The sequence below is a fragment of the Streptomyces sp. NPDC003697 genome (assembly GCF_053587115.1).
The window spans coordinates 39,363-59,539 of record NZ_JBSFNN010000015.1 but is presented as its reverse complement, the minus strand read 5'-3'; the positions used below and the strand labels follow the sequence as shown (position 1 = coordinate 59,539).

The 20,177-nt window shown below is 72.8% G+C and carries 25 protein-coding genes; 15 read left to right on the top strand and 10 right to left on the bottom strand.

What is annotated here, in order from left to right; all coding sequences use genetic code 11:
* Window positions 1–188: 188 nt before the first annotated feature.
* Complete coding sequence (locus ACWDNY_RS08955) at window positions 189–1,412, bottom strand: NAD(P)-dependent malic enzyme (protein ID WP_451645051.1); 1,224 nt, start codon at window positions 1,410–1,412, stop codon at window positions 189–191.
* A gap of 551 nt (window positions 1,413–1,963) precedes the next feature.
* On the opposite strand from ACWDNY_RS08955, the gene ACWDNY_RS08950 reads away from it, so the two are divergent.
* From ACWDNY_RS08950 to ACWDNY_RS08935, 4 genes are all read left to right on the top strand, one after another.
* Window positions 1,964–2,929 (top strand): ABC transporter substrate-binding protein, encoded by a 966-nt coding sequence (locus tag ACWDNY_RS08950; RefSeq protein WP_451645050.1) that lies wholly within the window; start codon window positions 1,964–1,966, stop codon window positions 2,927–2,929.
* Window positions 2,930–2,956: 27 nt separating this feature from the next.
* Complete coding sequence (locus tag ACWDNY_RS08945; protein ID WP_451645049.1) at window positions 2,957–3,886, top strand: amino acid ABC transporter permease; 930 nt, start codon at window positions 2,957–2,959, stop codon at window positions 3,884–3,886.
* Window positions 3,883–4,686 (top strand): amino acid ABC transporter ATP-binding protein, encoded by an 804-nt coding sequence (locus ACWDNY_RS08940; RefSeq protein ID WP_451645048.1) that lies wholly within the window; start codon window positions 3,883–3,885, stop codon window positions 4,684–4,686. The genes ACWDNY_RS08945 and ACWDNY_RS08940 overlap by 4 nt, the downstream gene beginning before the upstream one ends.
* A 345-nt stretch (window positions 4,687–5,031) precedes the next feature.
* The gene (locus ACWDNY_RS08935; RefSeq protein ID WP_451645047.1) at window positions 5,032–5,682 is read left to right on the top strand and encodes a CGNR zinc finger domain-containing protein; all 651 of its coding nucleotides are present in this window, start codon (window positions 5,032–5,034) and stop codon (window positions 5,680–5,682) included.
* Here the strand turns inward: ACWDNY_RS08935 and sodX are convergent.
* Window positions 5,565–5,999 (bottom strand): nickel-type superoxide dismutase maturation protease, encoded by a 435-nt coding sequence (gene sodX, locus ACWDNY_RS08930; RefSeq protein WP_451645046.1) that lies wholly within the window; start codon window positions 5,997–5,999, stop codon window positions 5,565–5,567. The two genes, ACWDNY_RS08935 and sodX, sit on opposite strands and share 118 nt — an antisense overlap.
* Window positions 6,000–6,144: 145 nt before the next feature.
* Between sodX and sodN the strand changes: the two genes are divergently transcribed.
* Window positions 6,145–6,540, top strand: coding sequence for a superoxide dismutase, Ni (sodN, locus tag ACWDNY_RS08925; protein WP_451645045.1), 396 nt, complete (start codon window positions 6,145–6,147; stop codon window positions 6,538–6,540).
* A gap of 264 nt (window positions 6,541–6,804) precedes the next feature.
* On the opposite strand, the gene ACWDNY_RS08920 is transcribed toward sodN, so the two are convergent.
* From ACWDNY_RS08920 to ACWDNY_RS08910, 3 genes are read right to left on the bottom strand one after another with little or no spacing between them, the layout of a single operon-like run.
* Window positions 6,805–7,179, bottom strand: a complete 375-nt coding sequence (locus ACWDNY_RS08920; protein ID WP_451645044.1) for a hypothetical protein — start codon at window positions 7,177–7,179, stop codon at window positions 6,805–6,807.
* Entirely contained in the window at window positions 7,176–7,841 is a 666-nt protein-coding gene (locus ACWDNY_RS08915; RefSeq protein WP_451645043.1) for a hypothetical protein, read from the bottom strand. The genes ACWDNY_RS08920 and ACWDNY_RS08915 overlap by 4 nt, the downstream gene beginning before the upstream one ends.
* Window positions 7,832–8,407: an RNA polymerase sigma factor gene (locus ACWDNY_RS08910; protein ID WP_451645042.1), complete on the bottom strand. Its 576-nt coding sequence runs from the start codon at window positions 8,405–8,407 to the stop codon at window positions 7,832–7,834. The genes ACWDNY_RS08915 and ACWDNY_RS08910 overlap by 10 nt, the downstream gene beginning before the upstream one ends.
* A 162-nt stretch (window positions 8,408–8,569) precedes the next feature.
* Here ACWDNY_RS08910 and ACWDNY_RS08905 point away from each other — a divergent pair, with 162 nt between their 5' ends.
* The 7 genes from ACWDNY_RS08905 (at window position 8,570) to ACWDNY_RS08875 (ending at window position 12,175) form a co-directional block, all read left to right on the top strand.
* Complete coding sequence (locus ACWDNY_RS08905; protein WP_451645041.1) at window positions 8,570–9,052, top strand: Asp23/Gls24 family envelope stress response protein; 483 nt, start codon at window positions 8,570–8,572, stop codon at window positions 9,050–9,052.
* Window positions 9,053–9,127: 75 nt separating this feature from the next.
* A complete protein-coding gene (locus ACWDNY_RS08900; protein ID WP_361506482.1) occupies window positions 9,128–9,295 on the top strand; it encodes a hypothetical protein in 168 nt (55 codons plus the stop codon).
* Window positions 9,292–9,702, top strand: a complete 411-nt coding sequence (locus tag ACWDNY_RS08895) for an Asp23/Gls24 family envelope stress response protein (RefSeq protein WP_451645040.1) — start codon at window positions 9,292–9,294, stop codon at window positions 9,700–9,702. Before ACWDNY_RS08900 ends, ACWDNY_RS08895 begins: the two co-directional genes overlap by 4 nt.
* A 52-nt stretch (window positions 9,703–9,754) precedes the next feature.
* Window positions 9,755–10,483: a DUF6286 domain-containing protein gene (locus ACWDNY_RS08890; RefSeq protein WP_451645039.1), complete on the top strand. Its 729-nt coding sequence runs from the start codon at window positions 9,755–9,757 to the stop codon at window positions 10,481–10,483.
* Window positions 10,484–10,514: 31 nt separating this feature from the next.
* Window positions 10,515–11,120, top strand: coding sequence for an alkaline shock response membrane anchor protein AmaP (locus ACWDNY_RS08885; protein WP_451645038.1), 606 nt, complete (start codon window positions 10,515–10,517; stop codon window positions 11,118–11,120).
* A gap of 159 nt (window positions 11,121–11,279) precedes the next feature.
* Window positions 11,280–11,705, top strand: coding sequence for a helix-turn-helix transcriptional regulator (locus tag ACWDNY_RS08880; protein WP_451645037.1), 426 nt, complete (start codon window positions 11,280–11,282; stop codon window positions 11,703–11,705).
* A gap of 53 nt (window positions 11,706–11,758) precedes the next feature.
* Window positions 11,759–12,175 (top strand): VOC family protein, encoded by a 417-nt coding sequence (locus tag ACWDNY_RS08875; protein WP_451645036.1) that lies wholly within the window; start codon window positions 11,759–11,761, stop codon window positions 12,173–12,175.
* A gap of 165 nt (window positions 12,176–12,340) precedes the next feature.
* Here ACWDNY_RS08875 and ACWDNY_RS08870 read toward each other — a convergent pair whose 3' ends face one another.
* From ACWDNY_RS08870 to ACWDNY_RS08855, 4 genes are all read right to left on the bottom strand, one after another.
* Window positions 12,341–12,583: a hypothetical protein gene (locus ACWDNY_RS08870; RefSeq protein ID WP_451645035.1), complete on the bottom strand. Its 243-nt coding sequence runs from the start codon at window positions 12,581–12,583 to the stop codon at window positions 12,341–12,343.
* Window positions 12,584–12,778: 195 nt separating this feature from the next.
* The gene (locus ACWDNY_RS08865; RefSeq protein WP_451645034.1) at window positions 12,779–13,390 is read right to left on the bottom strand and encodes a GNAT family N-acetyltransferase; all 612 of its coding nucleotides are present in this window, start codon (window positions 13,388–13,390) and stop codon (window positions 12,779–12,781) included.
* A 191-nt stretch (window positions 13,391–13,581) separates the two neighbouring features.
* Window positions 13,582–14,766 carry a family 2 encapsulin nanocompartment cargo protein polyprenyl transferase gene (locus ACWDNY_RS08860; RefSeq protein ID WP_451645033.1) on the bottom strand — a complete coding sequence of 395 codons (1,185 nt, stop codon included), beginning with the start codon at window positions 14,764–14,766 and terminating at the stop codon, window positions 13,582–13,584.
* Window positions 14,767–14,881: 115 nt separating this feature from the next.
* On the bottom strand, window positions 14,882–16,288 hold the full coding sequence (locus tag ACWDNY_RS08855; protein ID WP_451645032.1) for a family 2B encapsulin nanocompartment shell protein: 1,407 nt from the start codon (window positions 16,286–16,288) through the stop codon (window positions 14,882–14,884).
* A 247-nt stretch (window positions 16,289–16,535) separates the two neighbouring features.
* Here ACWDNY_RS08855 and ACWDNY_RS08850 point away from each other — a divergent pair, with 247 nt between their 5' ends.
* Complete coding sequence (locus ACWDNY_RS08850) at window positions 16,536–17,444, top strand: 1-aminocyclopropane-1-carboxylate deaminase/D-cysteine desulfhydrase (RefSeq protein WP_451645031.1); 909 nt, start codon at window positions 16,536–16,538, stop codon at window positions 17,442–17,444.
* A 146-nt stretch (window positions 17,445–17,590) separates the two neighbouring features.
* Here ACWDNY_RS08850 and ACWDNY_RS08845 read toward each other — a convergent pair whose 3' ends face one another.
* A complete protein-coding gene (locus tag ACWDNY_RS08845; protein WP_451645030.1) occupies window positions 17,591–19,189 on the bottom strand; it encodes a Na+/H+ antiporter in 1,599 nt (532 codons plus the stop codon).
* A 61-nt stretch (window positions 19,190–19,250) separates the two neighbouring features.
* On the opposite strand from ACWDNY_RS08845, the gene ACWDNY_RS08840 reads away from it, so the two are divergent.
* Both ACWDNY_RS08840 and ACWDNY_RS08835 read left to right on the top strand, forming a co-directional pair.
* A complete protein-coding gene (locus ACWDNY_RS08840; RefSeq protein WP_451645029.1) occupies window positions 19,251–19,511 on the top strand; it encodes a UBP-type zinc finger domain-containing protein in 261 nt (86 codons plus the stop codon).
* Window positions 19,512–19,762: 251 nt separating this feature from the next.
* Window positions 19,763–20,176 (top strand): ATP-binding protein, encoded by a 414-nt coding sequence (locus ACWDNY_RS08835; RefSeq protein WP_381164772.1) that lies wholly within the window; start codon window positions 19,763–19,765, stop codon window positions 20,174–20,176.
* Window position 20,177 lies beyond the last annotated feature (1 nt).

Below are 20,177 nucleotides of genomic sequence, written 5' to 3'. Positions count from 1 at the left end.
CCCGGCCGGCGGAACCAGGGGCACCTGTGACACACGTCTTCTTGCCAACGGGCGCGCGGCGGGGGCGACCACCGGAAACACACCCGGCGCCACCCACCGGGCGAAGCCGCCGGGCCCGCCCGGGGCGCCCACCGGCAGCGTAAGGGCCCCGCCCGGGCGGGGCCCTTACGACAGTCCGGGTGCCGGGGTCAGCGGCGGGCGACGCCCTCCGCGCGGGCCGCGGCGGCCACCGCGGCGGTGACCGCGGGGGCGACCCGCTCGTCGAACGGCGACGGGATCACGTAGTCCGCGGCCAGGTCGTCACCGACGACCCCGGCCAGCGCCTCCGCGGCCGCGATCTTCATCCCCTCGGTGATCCGCGAGGCCCTCACCTGCAGGGCTCCCGCGAAGATGCCGGGGAAGGCGAGCACGTTGTTGATCTGGTTCGGGAAGTCCGACCGCCCGGTCGCCACGACGGCCGCGTACTTGTGCGCGACGTCGGGGTGCACCTCCGGGTTCGGGTTGGCCATGGCGAAGACGAACGCGCCCTCGGCCATCGACGCCACCGCCGCCTCGGCGACCGTGCCGCCGGAGACGCCGATGAACACGTCGGCGCCGGCCAGCGCATCCTCCAGGGAACCGCCGACGCCCGCCTTGTTCGTGAAGGAGGCCAGCTCGCGCTTGACCGGCGTCAGGTCGTCCCGGTCCGCCGAGACGACGCCCTTGCGGTCGGCCACCGCGACGTCGCCGATGCCGGCCTCCACCAGCATCCTGGCGATCGCGACACCCGCCGCGCCCGCCCCGGAGATGACCGCCCGCAGATCGCCGAGCGCCCTGCCGCTCAGCCGCGCCGCGTTCCGCAGCGCCGCGAGCGTGACGACCGCCGTGCCGTGCTGGTCGTCGTGGAAGACGGGGATGTCCAGCCGCTCCTGCAGCCGGCGCTCGATCTCGAAGCACCGGGGCGCCGAGATGTCCTCCAGGTTCACGCCGCCGAAGGACGGCGCCAGCCGCACCACGGTCTCGACGATGTCGTCGACGTCCGTGCAGTCGAGCGCGATCGGCACCGCGTCGACGCCTCCGAACTGCTTGAACAGGATGGCCTTCCCCTCCATCACCGGGAGGGATGCCTGGGGTCCGATGTCCCCGAGGCCGAGGACGGCCGTGCCGTCGGTCACGACGGCGACGACGGACGACTTCCACGTGTACTCGTCGACCAGCTCCGGCTGCTCGGCGATGGCGGTGCACACCCGCGCGACGCCGGGCGTGTACGCCAGGGACAGGTCGTCCTTGTCGCGGACGGGCACGGTGGCCTGCACGGCCATCTTGCCGCCGCGGTGCAGCGCGAACGCCGGATCGAAGGAATCGAGGGGCTCGGCCCCGCTCTCCCCGTCCGTGCCGCTGTCGCTGCGAGGATTGACGATCTCCGCTGCCACTTGGTTTTACCCCTTAAGTGTTCATGGTTTGAGGGTGGCCACTCCTGGTTGAGGGGTGGGCGGGCACCGCGTACGGCCCAGGTCGGTGATCGTGACGGGCACCTACGCGACGGGCGCGCCGCACACGCGCCCTGAGCCCCGGATGAGGGGTGTAAAGAACCTTCTTACCCGACGGACAGCACCGACGACGAGTCCATAACGCCAAGGTCACATGACGACCACCCGACAAGTAGCTCAATATGGGGACACGCCGTCGGCAAGCCCTGAGAAACACGCCAAGAGGAGGCAAAAAACGCGCCGTCGCCGACCGCGTCGTGGGATTCGCCGAAGATCTTCCGGCGTCGAGCGAGCATTCCCGCAGATGGTCCGGCCCTCAAGGGTCACTTCACCGCGGTTCGGGGTTCACCCGTTATCCGATTTTGACATAGGCAGCGCCCTGAATGGCGCAGCGCAAATGGCAAGATGCGGTCATTCACACGAGGTCGCGACACCCGAAGGTGTGTGTACTCGTCGACCCATCGGCACGCCACCCATCCGCCGGAGGAACCACCATGACCGCACGCTCCACCCGTCGTCCGACCGCTGCGCACTCCCGGCTAGCTGCGGTGGGTGCGCTCGCGGTCGCAGGCGCCCTGATACTCACCGGCTGCGGTGACCAGACGGACAAGGGTGGCGACACCGGCGGCGCGAACGCGTCCTCGGCCTCCGCGCCGCTCGCCGGCAAGCTGCCCAAGGACATCCGCGACGCCGGCGTCGTCAAGGTGGGCTCCGACATCTCCTACGCGCCCGTCGAGTTCATGCAGAGCGGCAAGCCCGCCGGCATCGATCCGGATGTTGCGGCGGCCCTGGGCAAGCAGCTCGGTGTCCGGTTCGACTTCCAGAACGGCAAGTTCGACCAGCTCATCGTCGGTCTGCAGTCCAAGCGGTTCAACGTCGTCATGTCGGCGATGAACGACACGAAGGACCGCCAGAACGGCATCGACTCCAGCAACGGCAAGAAGGTCGGCAAGGGCGTCGACTTCGTCGACTACTTCACGGCCGGTACGTCGATCCTCGTCCAGAAGGGCAACCCCAAGGGCATCGCCTCGCTGGACGACCTGTGCGGCAAGGTCGTGGCCCTGCAGAAGGGCACCACGTCCGAGGGCGTCGCCAAGGCGCAGAGCCAGAAGTGCACCAAGGACGGCAAGAAGGCCATCACGCTGCAGACCTTCGGCACCGACCCCGAGGCGCTGCTCCGCCTCAAGCAGGGCGCGTCCGTCGCGGACCTCAACGACTTCCCGGTCGCGGCCTACAACGCCAAGACCTCCGGCGGCGGCAAGGACTTCCAGGTCGTCGGCGAGCAGATCGAGGCCGGTCCCTACGGCATCGCCGTCTCCAAGGAGAACACCCAGCTCCGCGACGCGCTGCAGGCCGCGATGACCGCGATCATCAAGAACGGCGAGTACCAGAAGATCCTGCAGAAGTGGAACGTCACGGACGGCGGCGTCACCGAGGTCAAGATCAACGGCGGCTCCTGAGCCTCGCGCAACGGAAGGGCAGTCACCGTGACTGACACTGTCGACAAGGTGCCGGCACCGCCGGTGCCGCCCGAGCAGATCAAGGCCGTCCCCGTGCGCCACTACGGCCGCTGGATGGCCGGAGCCGCGGTCGTCGCGATCCTGGCGCTGATCGTGCTCGCGTTCTCCAACGCGGAGATCAACTACGGCATCATCCCGGACTACCTCACCGACGGGACCATCCTGTCCGGCCTCTGGCACACGCTGTACATCTCCGTGCTCGCCATGGTGCTGGGTCTCGCCCTGGGTGTGGTCCTCGCCGTGATGCGGATGTCGTCGAACCCGGTCACCAGCAGCGTGGCCTGGCTGTACATCTGGTTCTTCCGCGGCACGCCGGTACTGGTGCAGCTCCTGCTCTGGTACAACATCTCCCTCGTCTTCCCCATCCTCAACCTGGGGTTCTACAAGGACGAGATGAACCAGGTGATGACCCCGTTCCTGGCGGCTCTGCTCGGTCTCGGCCTGAACGAGGCCGCGTACATGTCGGAGATCGTCCGGGCGGGCATCCAGTCCGTCGACCTGGGGCAGACGGAGGCCTCGCACGCGCTGGGCATGACCCAGGGCAAGACGCTGCGGCGCGTGGTCCTCCCGCAGGCCATGCGGGTCATCGTGCCGCCGACCGGCAACGAGTTCATCAACATGCTGAAGACCTCGTCGCTGGCGTCCGCGGTGCAGTTCAACGAACTGATCAAGCGGTCCACGGACATCTCCAGCACCTCGCTGGCGGTGGTGGAGCTCTACTTCGTGGCGTCGATCTGGTACCTGGTCCTCACCAGCGTCTTCTCCGTGGGCCAGTACTACCTGGAGCGCCGCTACGCCCGCGGTTCGACGCGCAACCTGCCGCCGACCCCGTTCCAGCGCCTGAAGAGGAACCTCCGCCTGTTCGGTTCGTTCCGCCGCCCGGAGGTGGCCCGATGAGCAGCAGCCTCAGCAAGGACGTCGTCGGCGGCACCGGCGGCGGGCCCATGGTCAGGGCCGAGGGGGTGCACAAGTCCTTCGGGCTCGCGCACATCCTCAAGGGCATCGACCTGGAGGTGAACCCGCGTGAGGTGTTCTGTCTGATCGGCCCGTCCGGTTCCGGCAAGTCCACCTTCCTGCGGTGCATCAACCACCTGGAGAAGATCAGCGCCGGCCGGCTGTGGGTCGACGGCGAACTGGTCGGCTACCGGCAGAAGGGCGACCGGCTCCACGAGCTGAAGGAGAAGGAGGTCGCGGCGCAGCGGCGGGACATCGGCATGGTGTTCCAGCGCTTCAACCTCTTCCCGCACATGACGGCGCTGGAGAACGTCATGGAGGCGCCGGTCCAGGTCAAGCGCGAGTCGAAGGCGGTGGCCCGCGAGCGCGCGCAGACCCTGCTGGACCGGGTCGGCCTCGGCGACCGCACGGGCCACTACCCCGCCCAGCTCTCCGGCGGTCAGCAGCAGCGTGTCGCCATCGCCCGCGCGCTGGCGATGCAGCCGAAGCTGATGCTCTTCGACGAGCCGACCTCGGCTCTCGACCCGGAGCTCGTCGGCGAGGTCCTCGACGTCATGCGGGACCTGGCGGAGGACGGCATGACGATGATCGTCGTCACCCACGAGATGGGCTTCGCCCGCGAGGTCGGCGACTCGCTGGTGTTCATGGACGACGGTGTGGTGGTCGAGTCCGGCCATCCGCGCGAGGTCCTGACGAACCCGCAGCACGAGCGGACGAAGTCGTTCCTGTCCAAGGTGCTCTAGGCCCCGTCGTCAGCACCTGGCGGGATGCAGCCGGCGTCCCGGCGGCACCGGATGACAGCGGGAGGGGCGGTACGGAGGACCCGTACCGCCCCTTTCGCGCGCCGTGTCCGGGCGCCGGCCGCCTCAGGATCGGCCCCCGGCCTGGCTCAGGGCCTGCACCCGAACCGCCCGAGGGCCTGCGTCCGGCCTGCCTCGCAGTCGGCCCCCGGCCCGCCTCACGGTCGGCGCCCGGTCTCCTTCAGGGCCGGCACAGCAGGGTGTCACGTCACACGTAATAGGCTGGAGCAATGACCGGCTGTTACCGACCGCATCCCTGACCACAGAGCGCCTCCGTAAGGATTACAAGTGGAACTGGCCTATTACTCGGATTACGCGGTACGTCTCGTCAACAGCGAGGAACCGGCGCGCGGCAAGGACGCGCTGACCTCGGTCGAGGCCGTCCGCGCCCTGTTCGGCGGCAACGCGTCGGCGGCCCGTCGCGCCGCGGACGCCGACGTCACGCGCTTCCGGTCGGTCAGGGCCCGGCTGCGCGCGGTGTTCGAGGCGGCCGACCAGGGCGACGAGACCCTCGCGGTGGACCTGCTGAACTCCCTGCTGCTGGAGTTCCCGGTGAGCCCGCAGATCTCCGGGCACGACCACCGGGACGAGGACGGCCGCCCCCTGTGGCACATGCATCTGGCGGACCACCCGTCCAACGCGACGGCCGGCTATGCGGCCATAGCGGCGATGGGCCTGGCCTTCCACCTCACCGAGTACGGCGTCGACCGGCTCGGTCTGTGCCAGGCAACCCCCTGCCGCAACGCCTACCTCGACACCTCGACCAACCGCTCCCGGCGCTACTGCTCCGACCGCTGCGCGACCCGCGCCAACGTGGCCGCCTACCGCGCCCGCAAGCGGCTGGAGGCCGACCGGCCGGTGAGGACGGGCCTGGCGGCCGACAACGCCCAGCGCACCCGCGCCAGCGGCGAGAGCCGGCCGGCGCCGGGCGGCCGGTAGCGGAAGCGGACCTTGCCCAGGACCAGCTCCTCGGGCACGGTTCCGTAGTCGGTGCTGTCGCCGCCCGCGTACGCGTTGTCCCCCAGCACCCACCAGCCGCCCTCGCGGCGCTCCGCGGCCCGCTTGACGACGAGCAGGTCCTGCTGGAAGGGATGCCGCAGGACGACGACATCGCCCGGGCGGATCCGTGCCCCGTACTGCACCAGGAGCCGGTCACCGTGGTACAGCGTGGGCACCATGGACGGCCCGGTCACCTCGGCCAGCCCGAAGGGCAGGACCGCACCTGTGCGGCCGGTCTCGCGCGACAGCTCCGGCATCGCCGGGCACCTCCCCTTCGTCTTCCTCCACCAGTCTCGTCTCACCCCGGACTTTTGTCCTCAGCCCAAGGGGGCACCCGCGAAAACAGGTCGTGCAGGGAGTAATGTCCCACCTGAGAAGACGATCACGAGGAAGGAATGCTCCATGCTTTCCCGCCTGTTTGCCCCCAAGGTCAAGGTCAGCGCGCACTGCGACCTGCCCTGCGGTGTGTATGACCCGGCCCAGGCCCGCATCGAGGCGGAGTCGGTGAAGGCCATCCAGGAGAAGATGGCCGGCAACGACGACCCGCACTTCCAGACGCGTGCCGCCATCATCAAGGAGCAGCGCGCGGAGATCGCGAAGCACCACGTCTCCGTGCTGTGGAGCGACTACTTCAAGGCGCCGCACTTCGAGAAGTACCCGGAGCTGCACCAGCTCGTCAACGACACCCTGAAGGCGCTGTCCGCCGCGAAGGCGTCCACCGACCCGGCCACCGGCCAGAAGGCGCTGGACTACATCGCTCAGATCGACAAGATCTTCTGGGAGACCAAGAAGGCCTGATCTTCGATCATGCCGTTTGACCTGCGATTTCCTTGATCGCCTGGTCTTTTGGTCCGCACCCGGCCCGCAGGCCGCCGAGCACGGCGTCCCTGACGGGACCGGGTGCGGTCGTCTTCCAGGACCACCTCACCCCGAGCGTGGAACAAACCCCGGTCACCGCACGCCACGTCCCGGACCCCGCCCGGCTCCGCCAGCCGGGACCCGTCGGCGACGAAGATCCGTGAGGCCGGTCCCGTGCACGGGACCGGGCGGTGCCCGCGGTGCTCAGGCCGCCTCGTTCCGGGCGGCTACGGCGGTCAGTGTGACCGTGACGGTGACCGGCTCCTCGATCCCGTGGGCGGCGAGGTGGGACATCACGCCGGCCCTCACCCGGTCGTGGACGTCCCTGGCGGTGTCCAGCGCCCGGTGGCCGCCGGCCAGGACGCAGCGCACCTCGATGTGCCAGCCCGGACCCTCCGGCGCCCGGTCGGCGCGGATGCCCGCCTCGGGCGGGATGCGGTGCGGCGCGCTGTCCGTGCCGGTGGGCGCGACCGCCACGGGGCGGTGGGCGGGGCGGGATGGCAGACCGGCCGTGCCGGGGACCGCGAGGGTGGCCTCGGCCGCGACGCCGAGGAGCGCGGACGGGCCGGTGACGGTCACCCCGCACCACCGCCGGCGGGGTCGAGCGGCGGCGACGGCGGCCACGGCAGCACCTCGACCACGGTGATGTCGACGGCCGTCACGGCCACCCCCAGGTCCTGTCCGGCCGAGTGGAGGACCGACCGGCGCACCTGGCGGACCCGGTCGGGCAGCGGGCGGTCGAGGGCGGCGGCCAGCGTCATGGTCACCCGCACGTCGGCGCCCTCGGGGACGATCCGGCAGGTCGCCGCCCTCGCGCCGGGCACCGTGTCCGCGGCCTGCCGCAGTACCGCCGCCGCGGCGCCCTCGGCGATCCGCAGGTCCCGCTCCGGGTCGGCCAGGGGCAGCAGCAGCCCGCGCCGGACCTCGGCCCTGACGACGTCCATGACGCGGTCGGCGAGCGCGTCCAGGCCGGGAGGGGTCTCGGCGCGCAGTGCCCCGGTGGCCGCGTCCACCGCGGCCAGTCCCCCGGCTGCCGCACGGCAGTGCGGGCAGGACCCCGTGTGCGGGTCCGCGGCCGGTGCCGCGTCCCGCGCCTGTTCCCAGACCCGGCTGAGCAGGCGGCCGCAGGGCAGTACCTCATCGCCCGGGAACCGGGGCACGCCCGCGGCGGGCGCACCGGTTCGGGGCCCGTCCGCTCCGGGCGGTCCGGGAGGCCGCGCGTGCGGGTCGTCTAGCGCCATGGGCCCATCGCCTCCTGCAGGGACCGGCGCGCCCTGAACAGTCTGCCCCGCACGGTCTGCTCACTGGTCCGCGTCACGTGGGCGATCTCCTTGTAGCTCAGGCCCTGCAGTTCCCGCAGCAGCCAGCAGACCCGCTGCCCGGTGTCCAGCTCGGCGAGCGCGCGGACCAGGGCGGCCGTGGCCGCGTCCTGCTCGGCGCACCGGGCGGGCTGGCTCCAGGCGTCGCCCGCCGCGGGTTCCACGACGGTCTCCAGGGACAGGGGCGGCGGCCGGCGACGCCGCATGGTGAGGCAGCGGTTGACGGTGATCCGGTGGATCCAGGTGCGGAACTCCGCGCCGTGGCGGTATTCCGGCAGTCGCCGCCAGGCGCTGACGAAGGCGTCCTGAACCGCCTCCTCGGCGTCCTGGGGGCTGTCGAGCATGCAGCGCGCCAGGACCAGCAGCGAGCGGCTGTGCCGCCGTACCAGAACGGCGAAGGAGCCCGCGTCCCCGTCGGCCGCCCGTACGGCCAGCAGCCGGTCCGGCAGATCGGCCTCCAGCGGTCGGAAACCAGTGCGTTCGGTCATGTCACTCCCGCACGAGCCTCGGAGGCGGACGGGTACCCCTGCCACCGGTGTGTGACGCATGTCACAGAGCGCGGGCGTGAGGACCGGGCCGCCCGGGGTGTCCAACGTTGCGTCGGGCACCACGCCGGTGTCCGCCCGACCGAGCAAGGCAAGGCGAGCGCCATGACGGACAACATCACCAGCGTCGGCGGGGGCAACAGGCCCGACACGGGCGTCAGCGCGCTGAAGGGCCGCACCGGGGCCGGGGCTCCGGCCGAGACGCGGGGGAGGACCACCATCGCGGACGGCGTGGTGGCGAAGATCGCGGGCATGGCCGCCCGCGAGATAGAGGGAATCCACAGCCTGGGCGCGGGGCTGGCCCGCACCCTCAGCGCCGTACGCGAACGCGTCCCCGGGGCAGGCGGCGGCGTGACCCGGGGAGTGAAGGTCGAGGTCGGCGAACGCCAGGCCGCGATCGACCTGGACGTGGTGGTCGAGTACGGCGTCTCCATCGTCGACGTCGCCGGGGTCGTGCGCACCAACGTGATCAACGCCGTGGAGCGGATGACCGGACTGGAGGTCGTCGAGGTCAACATCGCCGTGGAGGACGTCCACCTGCCCGAGGAGGAGGAGGAGACCACACCGGAAGAGGGCCGCGTGAGGTGATCCACCGTCGCGTCCGGGGCGTCGGCGGACACCACACGGACGGCGACCTACGTGCGCGAGACGGGTGAGTGCGTGATGAACACAGCGACGACGGGCCTCGCGGCCGGCATGGCCCTCGGCTTCGCCGGCTACTTCGGCGGCTTCTGGGCGTTCCTGCTGGTTCTGGTCCTGGGTGTGGCGGGGCTGATCGTCGGCCTCGCCGTCCAGGGCGACCTCGACCTCCGTGGGCGGAGGCAGCGGTGAGGACCCGGCCCGGTCCCCCGCTCCCCGGCGAGGGGCCCGGCCCGCCCGCGCCGGACACCGGCCTGCCGCCTCCGGCCGAACGCGGCGCCACCGTCATCCCGGACCGGGTGGTCGCCCGTATCGCCGCCCAGGCCGCGCACACGGCCCAGTCCCGGCGCGGGGCGGCACCGTCCGGCCGGGACGGACCGGCGCGGCCCGACGCGTCCGCGACCACGCGGACCGGTTCGGTACGCCTGCACCTGTCCCTCGACCTGCCGTACCCGACCGACATCCCGCACGTCTGCGAGCGGATCCGGCGCGACGTCGCCGAACGGGTGGCTCGGCTGACCGGCCTCGAGGTGGGCGAAGTGACCCTCACCGTCCGGCGGCTGGTGACCGCCGCCGACGTGACGGGACGGGTCCGGTGAGCGGCCCGGCGACCGGCGCCGGCGGGGACGTCCCACAGGAGGGAGGACCGGAATGACATCCGACCCGGGACCTCCGGCCCACGGCTCCGCGCCGTCCGCGCGCCCTGCCGCGGTGCCGCTGACGAAGGAGCCCGAGGACCCGAGGGAGCCGGCGGAGGCCGCTCCGCCGGAACACGACACGGCCCTCCCCCCGGACGGGACGGCCGGTGGAAGCGGCGGAGGCCACCGGGGAGGCCGCTGGAGCCACCGCCCGTGGTCCGCACGCCGGATCCCGGCCGCCCTGACCGCCGCGGTGGTGCTCGTGGCGGCGGGCGCGGCGCTGATCGACGTCGTCGCCGTACGGGCGGGACGCCGCGCGTCGGCCTGGCGGCGGCAGCTGGCCGACGAACTGGCCACCCGTCCCGTCGGCGACGTGTGGATGCTCACGGGAGCCGCCGTCGCCGCCGCTCTCGGAGTCTGGCTGATCGTGCTGGCCGTCACCCCCGGCCTGCGCCATCTGCTGCCCCTGCGTTCCCCCGCCGGCTGTCCCCGGCTGCGGGCCTCCCTGGACCGCGACGGCGCCGCCTCCCTGCTGCGCGACGCCGCCCTGCGGGTGCCGGGAGTCAGCGACGCCCACGTCCGGGTGCGCCGCCACCGCGTCAAAGTCCGCGCGCACGTCCGCTTCAGGGACATCCGGCAGGTGCGGGACGACCTCGTCGCCGCCCTGCGCGACGAGCGCGACCGGCTCGCCCTGGCCCGCCCTCCCCGCATGGTCGTACGGGTGCGGCGGCGCAGGGACTGACCGACGACCCCGAGCCCCGGAGGCCCGCACAATGACGCAGCGTCTGCTCAACCGCAGTCTCCTGGCCCTCACCGGACTGGTCCTGCTCGGCGGCGGCCTGCTGGTCCTCTTCGCCGGATTCGACGTCTACCGGCGACTGGATCTGGTCCCGCCCGCGGGCTGGCCCCTGACCACCGCGGACGACGTCCTGCTCGCATCCGCCGACCGGATCCGCTGGAGCGGTCAGGGCTGGTGGTGGTGGCCCGCGGTCATCGCCGCGCTCGCCGTCATCGCCCTGCTGGCCCTGTGGTGGCTGCTCAGCCAGCTGCGCCGGCGCCACCCCGGAGCACTGCCCGTCGGCGGCGCGCCCCCGCAGGAGGGCATCGAACTGCGCGACCGCGCGCTGAGCGACGCGATGGCCGCCGAAGCCGGTGCGCTGCCTGGAGTCCAGCACGCGACCGTGCGCATCACAGGCCGGGCCGCTCGCCCCCGCACCTGGGTCAGGCTCACCCTCACCCCCGGGGAGGCACCCGGCGCCGCCCTCGACGCGCTCTGCGAAGGTCCGCTGCGCACCGCCCGCCGGTCCACCGGCTCCCCCGAGATGCCCACCGAGGTCCGCCTGCGGGTGGCCCGCCACAGGGCGCACCGCGCGGAGTGACGAGGCGCCGGGCGACAGGCCGTCCCGGGTGCGCGGGAGCGCACGGCTGCGTCTCCTCCGCCCGTCTGCGTCTCGTCACCGTCCGTCAGGCACCGCCCGCTCGTGCCCGGTCACGCCCGGCCCGGCGCCGGCGCGGCCTCGCCGTGCCATGCTGGCCGGATGACGCCGGAAGACCTGGTACGGCTGCGCCGGGCCCGTGACCGCATGGACCGCGAGTACGCCGACCCGCTGGACATGGCCGCGCTCGCGCGCACCGCGCTCATGTCGCCCGGCCACTTCCAGCGCAGTTTCCGGGCCGCCTACGGGGAGACGCCGTACAGCTATCTCATGACCCGCCGGATCGAACGCGCGAAGGCCCTGCTCCGGCGCGGCGACCTGAGTGTGACCGAGGTGTGCATGGCGGTCGGCTGCACCTCGCTGGGGTCGTTCAGTTCCCGCTTCACCGAGTTGGTCGGCGAGACCCCGAGTGCCTACCGGGCCCGCTCGCACGAGGACGGCGCGGCCATACCGGCCTGCGTGGCCCGCGCCTTCACCCGCCCCCGGCGGGCGGGCCCGCGCACCGCGGGCCCGGGGGCCTTCCCGTGATCCCCGGGGGGCGCACGACGACAGCCGCCGACGGACCGAATCAGGTTGGATACATGGACCTCAAACTCCGCCAGTGTTTCATCGCCGTGGACGACCACGACAAGGCGCTCGCCTTCTACCGGGACGTGCTGGGCCTGGAGGTGCGCAACGACGTGTCCTTCGAGGGCATGCGGTGGGTGACCGTCGGGTCGCCGCTCCAGCCGGACGTGGAGATCGTCCTGGAACCGCCCGCCGTCAACCCGGACGCCTCCCCCGCCGACAAGGAGGCCCTGGCCCGGCTGCTGGCCAAGGGCGTGCTGCGCGGGGTCATCTTCACCACCGCCGACTGCGACGCGCTCCACGAGCGGGTCCGCGGACAGGGCGGCGAGGTCGTCCAGGAACCGATGGACCAGCCCTACGGTGTGCGCGACTGCGCGTTCCGGGACCCCGCGGGGAACCTGCTGCGGTTCATGGAGCGCTCCGGCGGCTGAGGAACGGCTGCCGCCCTCCTGCGGCGCTGGGTCCGCCGCGGCCACGCGTCGCTCGTCGCCGTGTCCTCGGTTTCCGGGCGTCCCGCGGCGCTCTTCCCCTGCCCACGGCAAGCGCGCCCCGCGGCGCCCACGCGCCCGGCCCGGACGGCCCGGGCGCGTGGCGCCTCAGGGGTGCGGCGGGGACGGCTGGTCGGGGGGCCCACCGGGGGCGGGCCCGCCTCCGGTGGGGCCGGGGTCCGGGTGGGGCGGAGCGGGAGCGGGGGCGGGGCCGTCGTAGGCCGCGCACCGGGTGTTCCGGCACGGCCCTGGCTTCCACACCGGGACCCATGCGCCCAGCGTCTTGTGACGCCGGACGACCGTCTCCACGGGCTGCCCGCAGGACGGGCAGACGTGTTGCTCGGCGTCCATGTCCTCAGCCTAGGACCGGGGGGCCCGGGGCGCCGCCCGGAGCGCGTCGCCGCAGCGGTGGCGGTCGGTCGCCGGCCCCGGCGTCGGCGACCGAGAGCGGTGGGGTGGGCGGCCGGGACGGCGTCCGCGCGGGGCGGTGGGTCGCGGGCAACCGCGGGCGGAGCGCCGTGACGGCGCCGGAGTCCGGCCGGTGGCTCAGACCCGCGGCTCCCGCCACATCGGCCACATCCGCGGGCCGTCCGGCAGGTCCAGGGTGCGGTCGGTGAAGGCGAAGCCCAGGCGCTGGTACAGCTTGGTGCTGCGGGTACTGCTGGCCTCCAGATAGGCGGGGAGCCCCGTGCGGTCGCAGCGGTCCAGGACGTGCCGGATGAGCGTGGTGCCGAGGCCCTCGCCCTGGCGGTCCGGGGCGACGGCGATCATCCAGAGGTACTCGTGGGCGCGGTCCGCGGGGTGCGCCCCGGCCGTCAGCCGGACGATCCGCTCGACGCGTTCGTTCGCCGGGTCGACGCTCTCACGCAGTCGTACGGCGTCGTCCACGTCACCGGACGCGCCGCCGTCTCCCGCGAGGCCGCCGGCGGGCACGGACAGCCACAGCGCACACGCCGACCCGTCCCCGGTGATGTCGATCCGGCCCTCGGCGGACACGATGTCCGTGAAGGCGGCCATCAACCGCGGGTGCGTCCTGCGGCGGTGCCCCGGCTCCGGGAAGAGCCAGTTGCTCACCGGGTCGTCCTGGAACGCCTCGTCCAGCAGCCGCACGACCAGTGCGCGGTCGCCCTCGTCGGCCGCGCGTACCGTCACGCCCATGCGCTCACCCCTTCACCTCAACATGTCTGTCGGCGACGGGAGTTGAGCCTACTGCTGCCGAGTTGGGGACGGGTCCCGCACACCGTGGGGAAGTGCGGGACCCGCCGGTCCGGCGGCATCGGCGGCCGTACGGGGTCAGGAGCCGTACGGTCCCGGTGGCGCCGGGGTTCTCGGTGCCGGTGGTGCCCGGGTCAGCTGGTGCGCCGGGTGACGAACTCCGCCAGGGCGAGCAGGCCGCCGGCGGCCTCCGGGTCCGGGACGGCGCGGGCCAGCTCGTCCAGGGCCCGGGCCATCCGGTCGGCCGCCTGGTCCTGCGCCCAGTCCCGCCCGCCGGCCCGTTCCACCGCGAGGGCCGTGCGGTCCCGTTCTCCCTCCTCCTCCCGGTAGGGCTTGGCGTACAGCTCGGTGAGTTCGACGGCGGCCGGAGTGCCGGAGGTGAGCGCGGCGACCACCGGCAGGGACTTCTTGCGGGCGATCAGGTCGGCACCGGCCGGCTTGCCGGTGCGGCCCGGGTCCCCCCATATGCCGATCACGTCGTCGATCAGCTGGAAGGCGAGCCCGGCCTGGCGGCCGAACGCGTCCAGCGCCTCGACGTCATCCCCCGCCGCCCCCGCGTACAGCGCGCCGACGGCGCAGGCGCAGCCGAGCAGCGCGCCCGTCTTGGCCTCGGCCATGGCGAGGACCTCGGCGAGCGTGACCTCGCCGGGGGCACGCGTCTCCAGGGCGGTGTCCGCCTGCTGGCCCGCGCACAGCTCCACCACGCAGGCCGCGAGCCGGGCGGTGGCCGCCCGGGACGCCGGGTGGGGGTCCTCGGCGAGCACCTCCAGGGCGAGCGCCTGGAGCGCGTCCCCCGCGAGGATCGCATCGGCGTCGCCGAACACCGTCCATGCCGTGCGCCGGTGGCGACGGGTCGTGTCCCGGTCCATCACGTCGTCGTGCAGCAAGGTGAAGTTGTGGACCAGTTCCACCGCCGCCGCGGCCCGCACCGCCGCCGCCCGTGCCCTCTCCCCGCCGAGCGCGGCGGCCGCGGTGAGGACGAGCGCGGGCCGGATGGCCTTGCCCGCGGGGGCCGCCGACCGTGCGCCGTCCGCCTCCTGCCAGCCGAAGTGGTAGCAGGCGATCCGGCGCAGCGCACCGGGCAGCGACTCGACGGCCGACCGCAGTGCGGGGTCCACCGCCTTCCTGGCGCTCTCCAGGATCACCGCCGCGTCCTGCGCGTCGCCGGATCCGTCCGGGCCGGTGCCGACGACGTGGGCGGATCGCGGCGGCGTCCCGGCGGGTGCTGCCGGCGGCGCCGCTCCCCCCGGACGCGGCACGACGGCGGAGCGGGGCTTCGGCACGGGGCGCTGCGTGGTCTCCGTCATGAACTCGGCCATGGCGTCCCCCTCGGAGGTTCCGCGGACGGTGGCGCTTGCGGTGCCGGCACCGGACCCGTACCCCCGGGACTTACCCGTCCCGGCCGACGGGAACACCGCGCGCGGACGGCTGCTGTCAGCTCCAACGGCCGACCTCGACGTTCTCCAGGACGCCCAGCGCGTCCGGCACCAGGACCGCCGCCGAGTAGTAGGCGGTGACGAGGTACTTGATGACGGCCTGTTCGTTGATGCCCATGAACCGGACGGACAGGCTGGGTTCGAGCTCGTCCGGGATGCCGCTCGCCCTCAGGCCGATGACGCCCTGGTCCTGCTCACCGGTACGCAGCGCGATGATCGAGCTCGTCCGGGCCTCGGTCACCGGGATCTTGTTGCAGGGGAAGACCGGCACGCCCCGCCAGGTGGGGATGCGGTTGCCGCCCATGTCGATGGTCTCCGGGACCAGTCCCCGCCGGTTCAGTTCGCGGCCGAACGCGGCGATCGCGCGCGGGTGTGCGAGGAACAGCTTGGTGCCGCGCCGCCGGCTGAGCAGTTCGTCCATGTCGTCCGGGCCGGGCACGCCGTCGTGCGGCTGGATGCGCTGGTCGTACTCGCAGTTGTGCAGCAGCCCGAATTCCGGGTTGTTGATCAGCTCGTGCTCCTGGCGCTCCTTCAGCGCCTCCACGGTGAGCCGGATCTGCTGCTCCGTCTGGTTCATCGGCTGGTTGTAGAGGTCGGCCACGCGTGAGTGGATGCGCAGGACGGTCTGGGCGATGCTCAGCTCGTACTCGCGCGGGCGGGCCTCGTAGTCGACGAAGGTGTGCGGGATGTCGGGCTCGCCGTTGTGGCCGGCGGCCAGCTCGACCTCCTTCTCGCCGTACTTGTTGGTGCGCTGCGCGGGGATCGAACGCAGCCTCTGCAGGTGGTCGCGCAGGGACTGCGCACGCTCCGCGACCTGCTCGAAGTCCTGACGGGACAGCACGAGCACCGTGCACGCGGTGTCCGCCCGGGCCGTGTACTCCCAGATGGCGTCCGGGTCGAGCAGCGCCTGCTCGCCGAAGTGGGCCCCGTCGGCGAGGACGCCGAGCACCTGGTCGTCGCCGTACGGCCCGGTGCCGATCTTCTCGACCCTGCCGTGCGCCAGCAGGAACACCTCGTCGGCCTGGTTGCCGAACGAGGCGATCACCTGTCCCGCACCGATGGCCCGCTGCCGGCAGCGCCGGGCGAGCTCGGAGAGCACGTCCTCGTCCTCGTACGCCCGCAGCACCGGCAGTTCGCCGAGCTCCGCGGGGATGACCTCGACCCGTTCGCCGGTCTTCACGAAGGTGATGCGGCCGTCGCCGACGGCGTAGGTCAGCCGCCGGTTCACCCGGTACGTGCCGCCCTGCACGTCGACCCAGGGCAGCATGCGCAGGAGCCAGCGGGAGCTGATCTCCTGCATCTGGGGAACGGACTTGGTGGTGGTGGCCAGGTTCCGCGCGGCCGCGGTGCCGAGGCTCTGCTGCGGCCGGCCCTGCTCCGCGCGGACCTCTTCGCCTACCGACATAGAGAATTGCCCTCCCGGTCATGCCCGGCACGTTCGGAGCCGGGCATCGATGTGCGTGAGCAAGCCTTCCATCACCCAGCGTGTCCGTGCCATTACCCGAAAGAGCGGGAATGGATCAACACCGCCCGGGGCAGACGCCGGCGCCGCGCCGGACGAGCGGGAGGGGTCGCCCGGGCAGACCGCTCGCACCCAGCCACGACCGCGCCTCCCGGGGGCCGGGCCGCGGACCGCCGGTGACAATGGGCGGGTGACCAGTCCCGCCGGCCTCGCCGGCCTCGCGCCCCGGCTCCCCTCGCCCCTTCAGGAGGTCTCCGACGGCCGGTTCACCCGCCGCGGCCTGCGTCTGCTGCTCAAACGGGACGACCTGATCCACCCCGAGCTGATCGGCAACAAGTGGCGCAAACTCGCCCCGAACCTGCGGGCCTCGGCCGGCCGGACGATCGTCACCTTCGGCGGCGCGTACTCCAACCACCTGCGCGCCACGGCCGCCGCGGGCCGTCTGCTCGGCCTGACCACGGTGGGCGTGGTCCGCGGCCAGGAGCTCGCCGACCGTCCCCTGAACCCCTCGCTCGCCCGGTGCGTGGCCGACGGCATGCGCCTGCACTTCACCGACCGGGCGACATACCGGCACAAGACCGAACCGGAGACCCTCGCCGCGATCCTGCGCGCGGTCGGCGCGGGCGGCGCCCACGTCGTCCCCGAGGGCGGCAGCAACAGCCTCGCCGTGCGCGGCTGCCGCCTGCTCGGCGAGGAACTGCGCGGTCGCACCGATGTCGCCGCCGTCGCCTGCGGCACCGGCGGAACCCTCGCGGGCCTCGCCGCCGGGCTGGCGGCCGGCCAGCGGGCGCTGGGCATACCGGTTCTCAGGGGAGGCTTCCTGGGCGCCGACGTGCGGGCCCTGCAGGAGGAGACGTTCGGCGCCCGTCGCGGCTCCTGGTCCCTGGACGACCGTTTCCACTTCGGCGGCTACGCCCGCACCGATCCTGAACTGGACGCCTTCGCCGAGGACTTCGCCGAGCGCCACGGCGTGCCCGTCGAGCGCCTGTACGTCGCCAAGCTGCTGTACGGGCTCGTCCGCCTGGCCGAGGAGGGCGCCTTCCCGCGCGGGACGACGATCACCGCGGTCGTCACCGGCAGCCCGTTCCCCCCGCCGTGACGCGGCGGACGGACCGGGGCGGCCGGCCCGGCCTCGTCCGGGCGCCCGCCGACGAGCTCAGGAGCCGTCCGGCGGACCATGCCGGAGACGCGGGCTGCGAGGTGCCGCCGGTCTCCTCCGACCCGCTCCGCCGGACGACAGCTCTCCTAAACGGCCGCCTCGCGGTAGGCCGCCGCCTCCTCCAGGTCCAGTCTGCGCAGCAGCGTCCGCAGCATCTCGTCGTCGATGTAGCGGCCGTCCCGCAGCCGTACGAACACCGTCCGCTCGACGCTGATCACCTCCCGCGACAGTCTGCGGTAGGTGTCGTCGACGCTCTCCCCGGTGACCGGATTGACCTGGCCGAGCCGCTCCCACACGGCGTTGCGGCGGCGCTCCAGCGTCGAGCGGAGCCGGTCGGCCAGCGGCCCGGGCAGGACGTTGCGCTCGTCGGCGAGCAGCTCCTCGAGGCGCCGCTCGGCGGCCCGCGAGGCCTGGGCCTGGGCATTGGCCTCGGCCAGGGTCACGGTCTGCGGGTCACGGCCGGGGACCCGCAGCAGCCGGATCAGCAGGGGCAGTGTGAGGCCCTGCACCACCAGCGTCCCGATGACCGTGGTGAAGGTCAGGAACAGCAGCAGGTTGCGCTGCGGGAAGGGCTCCCCGCCGTGCACGGTCTCGGGGATGGAGAAGGCGATGGCCAGGGAGACCACGCCCCGCATGCCGGCCCAGCCGATGACCAGCGCCCCCTTCCAGGTGGGGTTCTCCTCGCGCTCCCGGATCCGCCGCGACAGCTTCCGCGGCAGGAACGCCGCCGAGTACACCCAGACGAGCCGGCTCACGACGACGACCAGGAAGAGGACGACCGCGTACCAGGCCGCGGCGGCGCCCTGGTCGCGGCCGAGACCTGCCGTCACCACGTGGAGCTGCAGCCCGATCAGCGCGAACACCGCCGACTCCAGGACGAACGCCACCATCTTCCACACCGCCTCCTCCTGGAGCCTGGTGGCGAAGTCGACCTCCCAGGCCCGGTGCCCGAGGTAGAGGGCGACCGTGACGACCGCGAGGACGCCGGAGGCGTGCAGCTGCTCGGCCACGCCGTACGCCACGAACGGGATCAGCAGGGAGAGCGTGTTCTGCAACAGCGCCTCCCGCAGGTGCGTGCGCAGCCAGTGCAGCGGCGCCATCAACAGCAGCCCGACGCCGACGCCGCCGAACGCCGCGAGGAGGAACTCGCCGATCCCGCTGACCCAGGTCACGCCCTCGCCCACGGCGGCCGCGAGAGCCACCTTGTAGGCGGTGATCGCGGTGGCGTCGTTGAGCAGGGACTCGCCCTGGAGGATGGTGGTGATCCGCGACGGCAGCCCGACCCGGCGCGCGACCGCCGTGGCCGCGACCGCGTCCGGCGGTGCCACCACGGCGCCCAGCACCAGGGCCGCCGTCAGCGGCAGCCCCGGCACGATCAGGTAAGCGGCCCAGCCGACCACGAACGTCGCGAAGAGGACGTACCCGACCGACAGCAGTGCGACGGGCCGCAGTTGCGCCCGCAGGTCGAGGTAGGAGCTCTCGGTGGCCGACGTGTACAGCAGCGGCGGAAGCAGCAGCGGCAGGACGACCTCGGGGTCGAGCGCGTAGTCGGGCATCCCGGGGATGTAGGAGGCCACCAGTCCGGCGGCGACCAGCAACAGCGGTGCCGGCACCGGGGTCCGCCGGGCGGCTCCGGCCACCGCCGCACTGCCGGCCACCAGCAACAGCAGCGGCATCGTGTTCATCGTCCACCCGCCCTTTGTTTCTGCGCGCGGCCACCCGTACAGCCGTCGTAACCTGGCAATCATGAAACAGTGCACGCACGCCGGCGCGCTGCCGCACCCCGAGCCCGAGCCGAAGAGCGAGACGTGCCCGGAGTGCCTGGCCGACGGCACGCACCCGGTGCAGCTGCGGCTCTGCCTGACCTGCGGGCACGTCGGCTGCTGCGACTCGTCGGTGGGGCGGCACGCGACCAGGCATCACGAGGGCACCGGGCACCCGGTGATGCGGACCTTCGAGCCCGGTGAGGACTGGCGCTGGTGCTTCGTCGACCACGTGCTCGTGTGACCGGGACGCCGGACGGTTCGACCGTCTGACACCTGGGTACGTCAACCCGGCGCACGCTGTTACCGATTGGACCTGCGAACCCCCTAGCCACGGAGCGTGTTCGCAGGTTTACTATGAGTGACAGCAAGGGGCCGGGGTCCCGGGACAGTAGGGTCACGGGCGCGGTAGCGTCACCGCAGAACCACGTATCGCGTGAGCCCGGGGGGCGACTCCCCGGCCCCGAGCAAGCATGTACTCCCTTGGAGGTGAGGGTGTCCCAGAACGCAGGCGAGCCCGCGACCCAGGACTTCGTGGAAGTCCGGCTGCCGGCTGCGGGTGCCTACCTGTCGGTGCTGCGTACGGCCACGGCCGGCCTCGCCGCCCGCTTGGACTTCACCCTGGACGAGATCGAGGACCTGCGCATCGCAGTGGACGAGGCCTGCGCGATCCTGCTGCAGCAGGCCGTGCCCGGCTCGGTGCTCAGTTGCGTCTTCCGGCTCGTCGACGACTCGCTGGAGGTCACCGTCTCGGCCCCGACCACGGACGGTCACGCCCCCTCGCGGGACACCTTCGCCTGGACCGTGCTGTCCGCCCTCGCGGGCAAGGTCTCCTCCGCCGTCGACGAGGACAAGACCGTGTCGATCAGCCTCTACAAACAGCGCGGCGCCGGACCCGGGCCGGCGTGAG

Excerpts from the sequence above, each read along its gene's own strand:
- ACWDNY_RS08880 (WP_451645037.1), top strand. The coding sequence starts at position 11,280 with ATGACGCCGGAAGACCTGGTACGGCTGCGCCGGGCCCGTGACCGCATG.
- ACWDNY_RS08855 (WP_451645032.1), bottom strand. The coding sequence starts at position 16,288 with ATGTCGGTAGGCGAAGAGGTCCGCGCGGAGCAGGGCCGGCCGCAGCAG.
- ACWDNY_RS08950 (WP_451645050.1), top strand. The coding sequence starts at position 1,964 with ATGACCGCACGCTCCACCCGTCGTCCGACCGCTGCGCACTCCCGGCTA.
- ACWDNY_RS08885 (WP_451645038.1), top strand. The coding sequence starts at position 10,515 with ATGACGCAGCGTCTGCTCAACCGCAGTCTCCTGGCCCTCACCGGACTG.
- ACWDNY_RS08860 (WP_451645033.1), bottom strand. The coding sequence starts at position 14,766 with ATGGCCGAGTTCATGACGGAGACCACGCAGCGCCCCGTGCCGAAGCCC.
- ACWDNY_RS08890 (WP_451645039.1), top strand. The coding sequence starts at position 9,755 with ATGACATCCGACCCGGGACCTCCGGCCCACGGCTCCGCGCCGTCCGCG.
- ACWDNY_RS08840 (WP_451645029.1), top strand. The coding sequence starts at position 19,251 with ATGAAACAGTGCACGCACGCCGGCGCGCTGCCGCACCCCGAGCCCGAG.
- ACWDNY_RS08870 (WP_451645035.1), bottom strand. The coding sequence starts at position 12,583 with ATGGACGCCGAGCAACACGTCTGCCCGTCCTGCGGGCAGCCCGTGGAG.
- ACWDNY_RS08845 (WP_451645030.1), bottom strand. The coding sequence starts at position 19,189 with ATGAACACGATGCCGCTGCTGTTGCTGGTGGCCGGCAGTGCGGCGGTG.
- ACWDNY_RS08875 (WP_451645036.1), top strand. The coding sequence starts at position 11,759 with ATGGACCTCAAACTCCGCCAGTGTTTCATCGCCGTGGACGACCACGAC.
- ACWDNY_RS08900 (WP_361506482.1), top strand. The coding sequence starts at position 9,128 with ATGAACACAGCGACGACGGGCCTCGCGGCCGGCATGGCCCTCGGCTTC.
- sodX (WP_451645046.1), bottom strand. The coding sequence starts at position 5,999 with ATGCCGGAGCTGTCGCGCGAGACCGGCCGCACAGGTGCGGTCCTGCCC.
- ACWDNY_RS08940 (WP_451645048.1), top strand. The coding sequence starts at position 3,883 with ATGAGCAGCAGCCTCAGCAAGGACGTCGTCGGCGGCACCGGCGGCGGG.
- ACWDNY_RS08910 (WP_451645042.1), bottom strand. The coding sequence starts at position 8,407 with ATGACCGAACGCACTGGTTTCCGACCGCTGGAGGCCGATCTGCCGGAC.
- ACWDNY_RS08915 (WP_451645043.1), bottom strand. The coding sequence starts at position 7,841 with ATGGCGCTAGACGACCCGCACGCGCGGCCTCCCGGACCGCCCGGAGCG.
- sodN (WP_451645045.1), top strand. The coding sequence starts at position 6,145 with ATGCTTTCCCGCCTGTTTGCCCCCAAGGTCAAGGTCAGCGCGCACTGC.
- ACWDNY_RS08905 (WP_451645041.1), top strand. The coding sequence starts at position 8,570 with ATGACGGACAACATCACCAGCGTCGGCGGGGGCAACAGGCCCGACACG.
- ACWDNY_RS08865 (WP_451645034.1), bottom strand. The coding sequence starts at position 13,390 with ATGGGCGTGACGGTACGCGCGGCCGACGAGGGCGACCGCGCACTGGTC.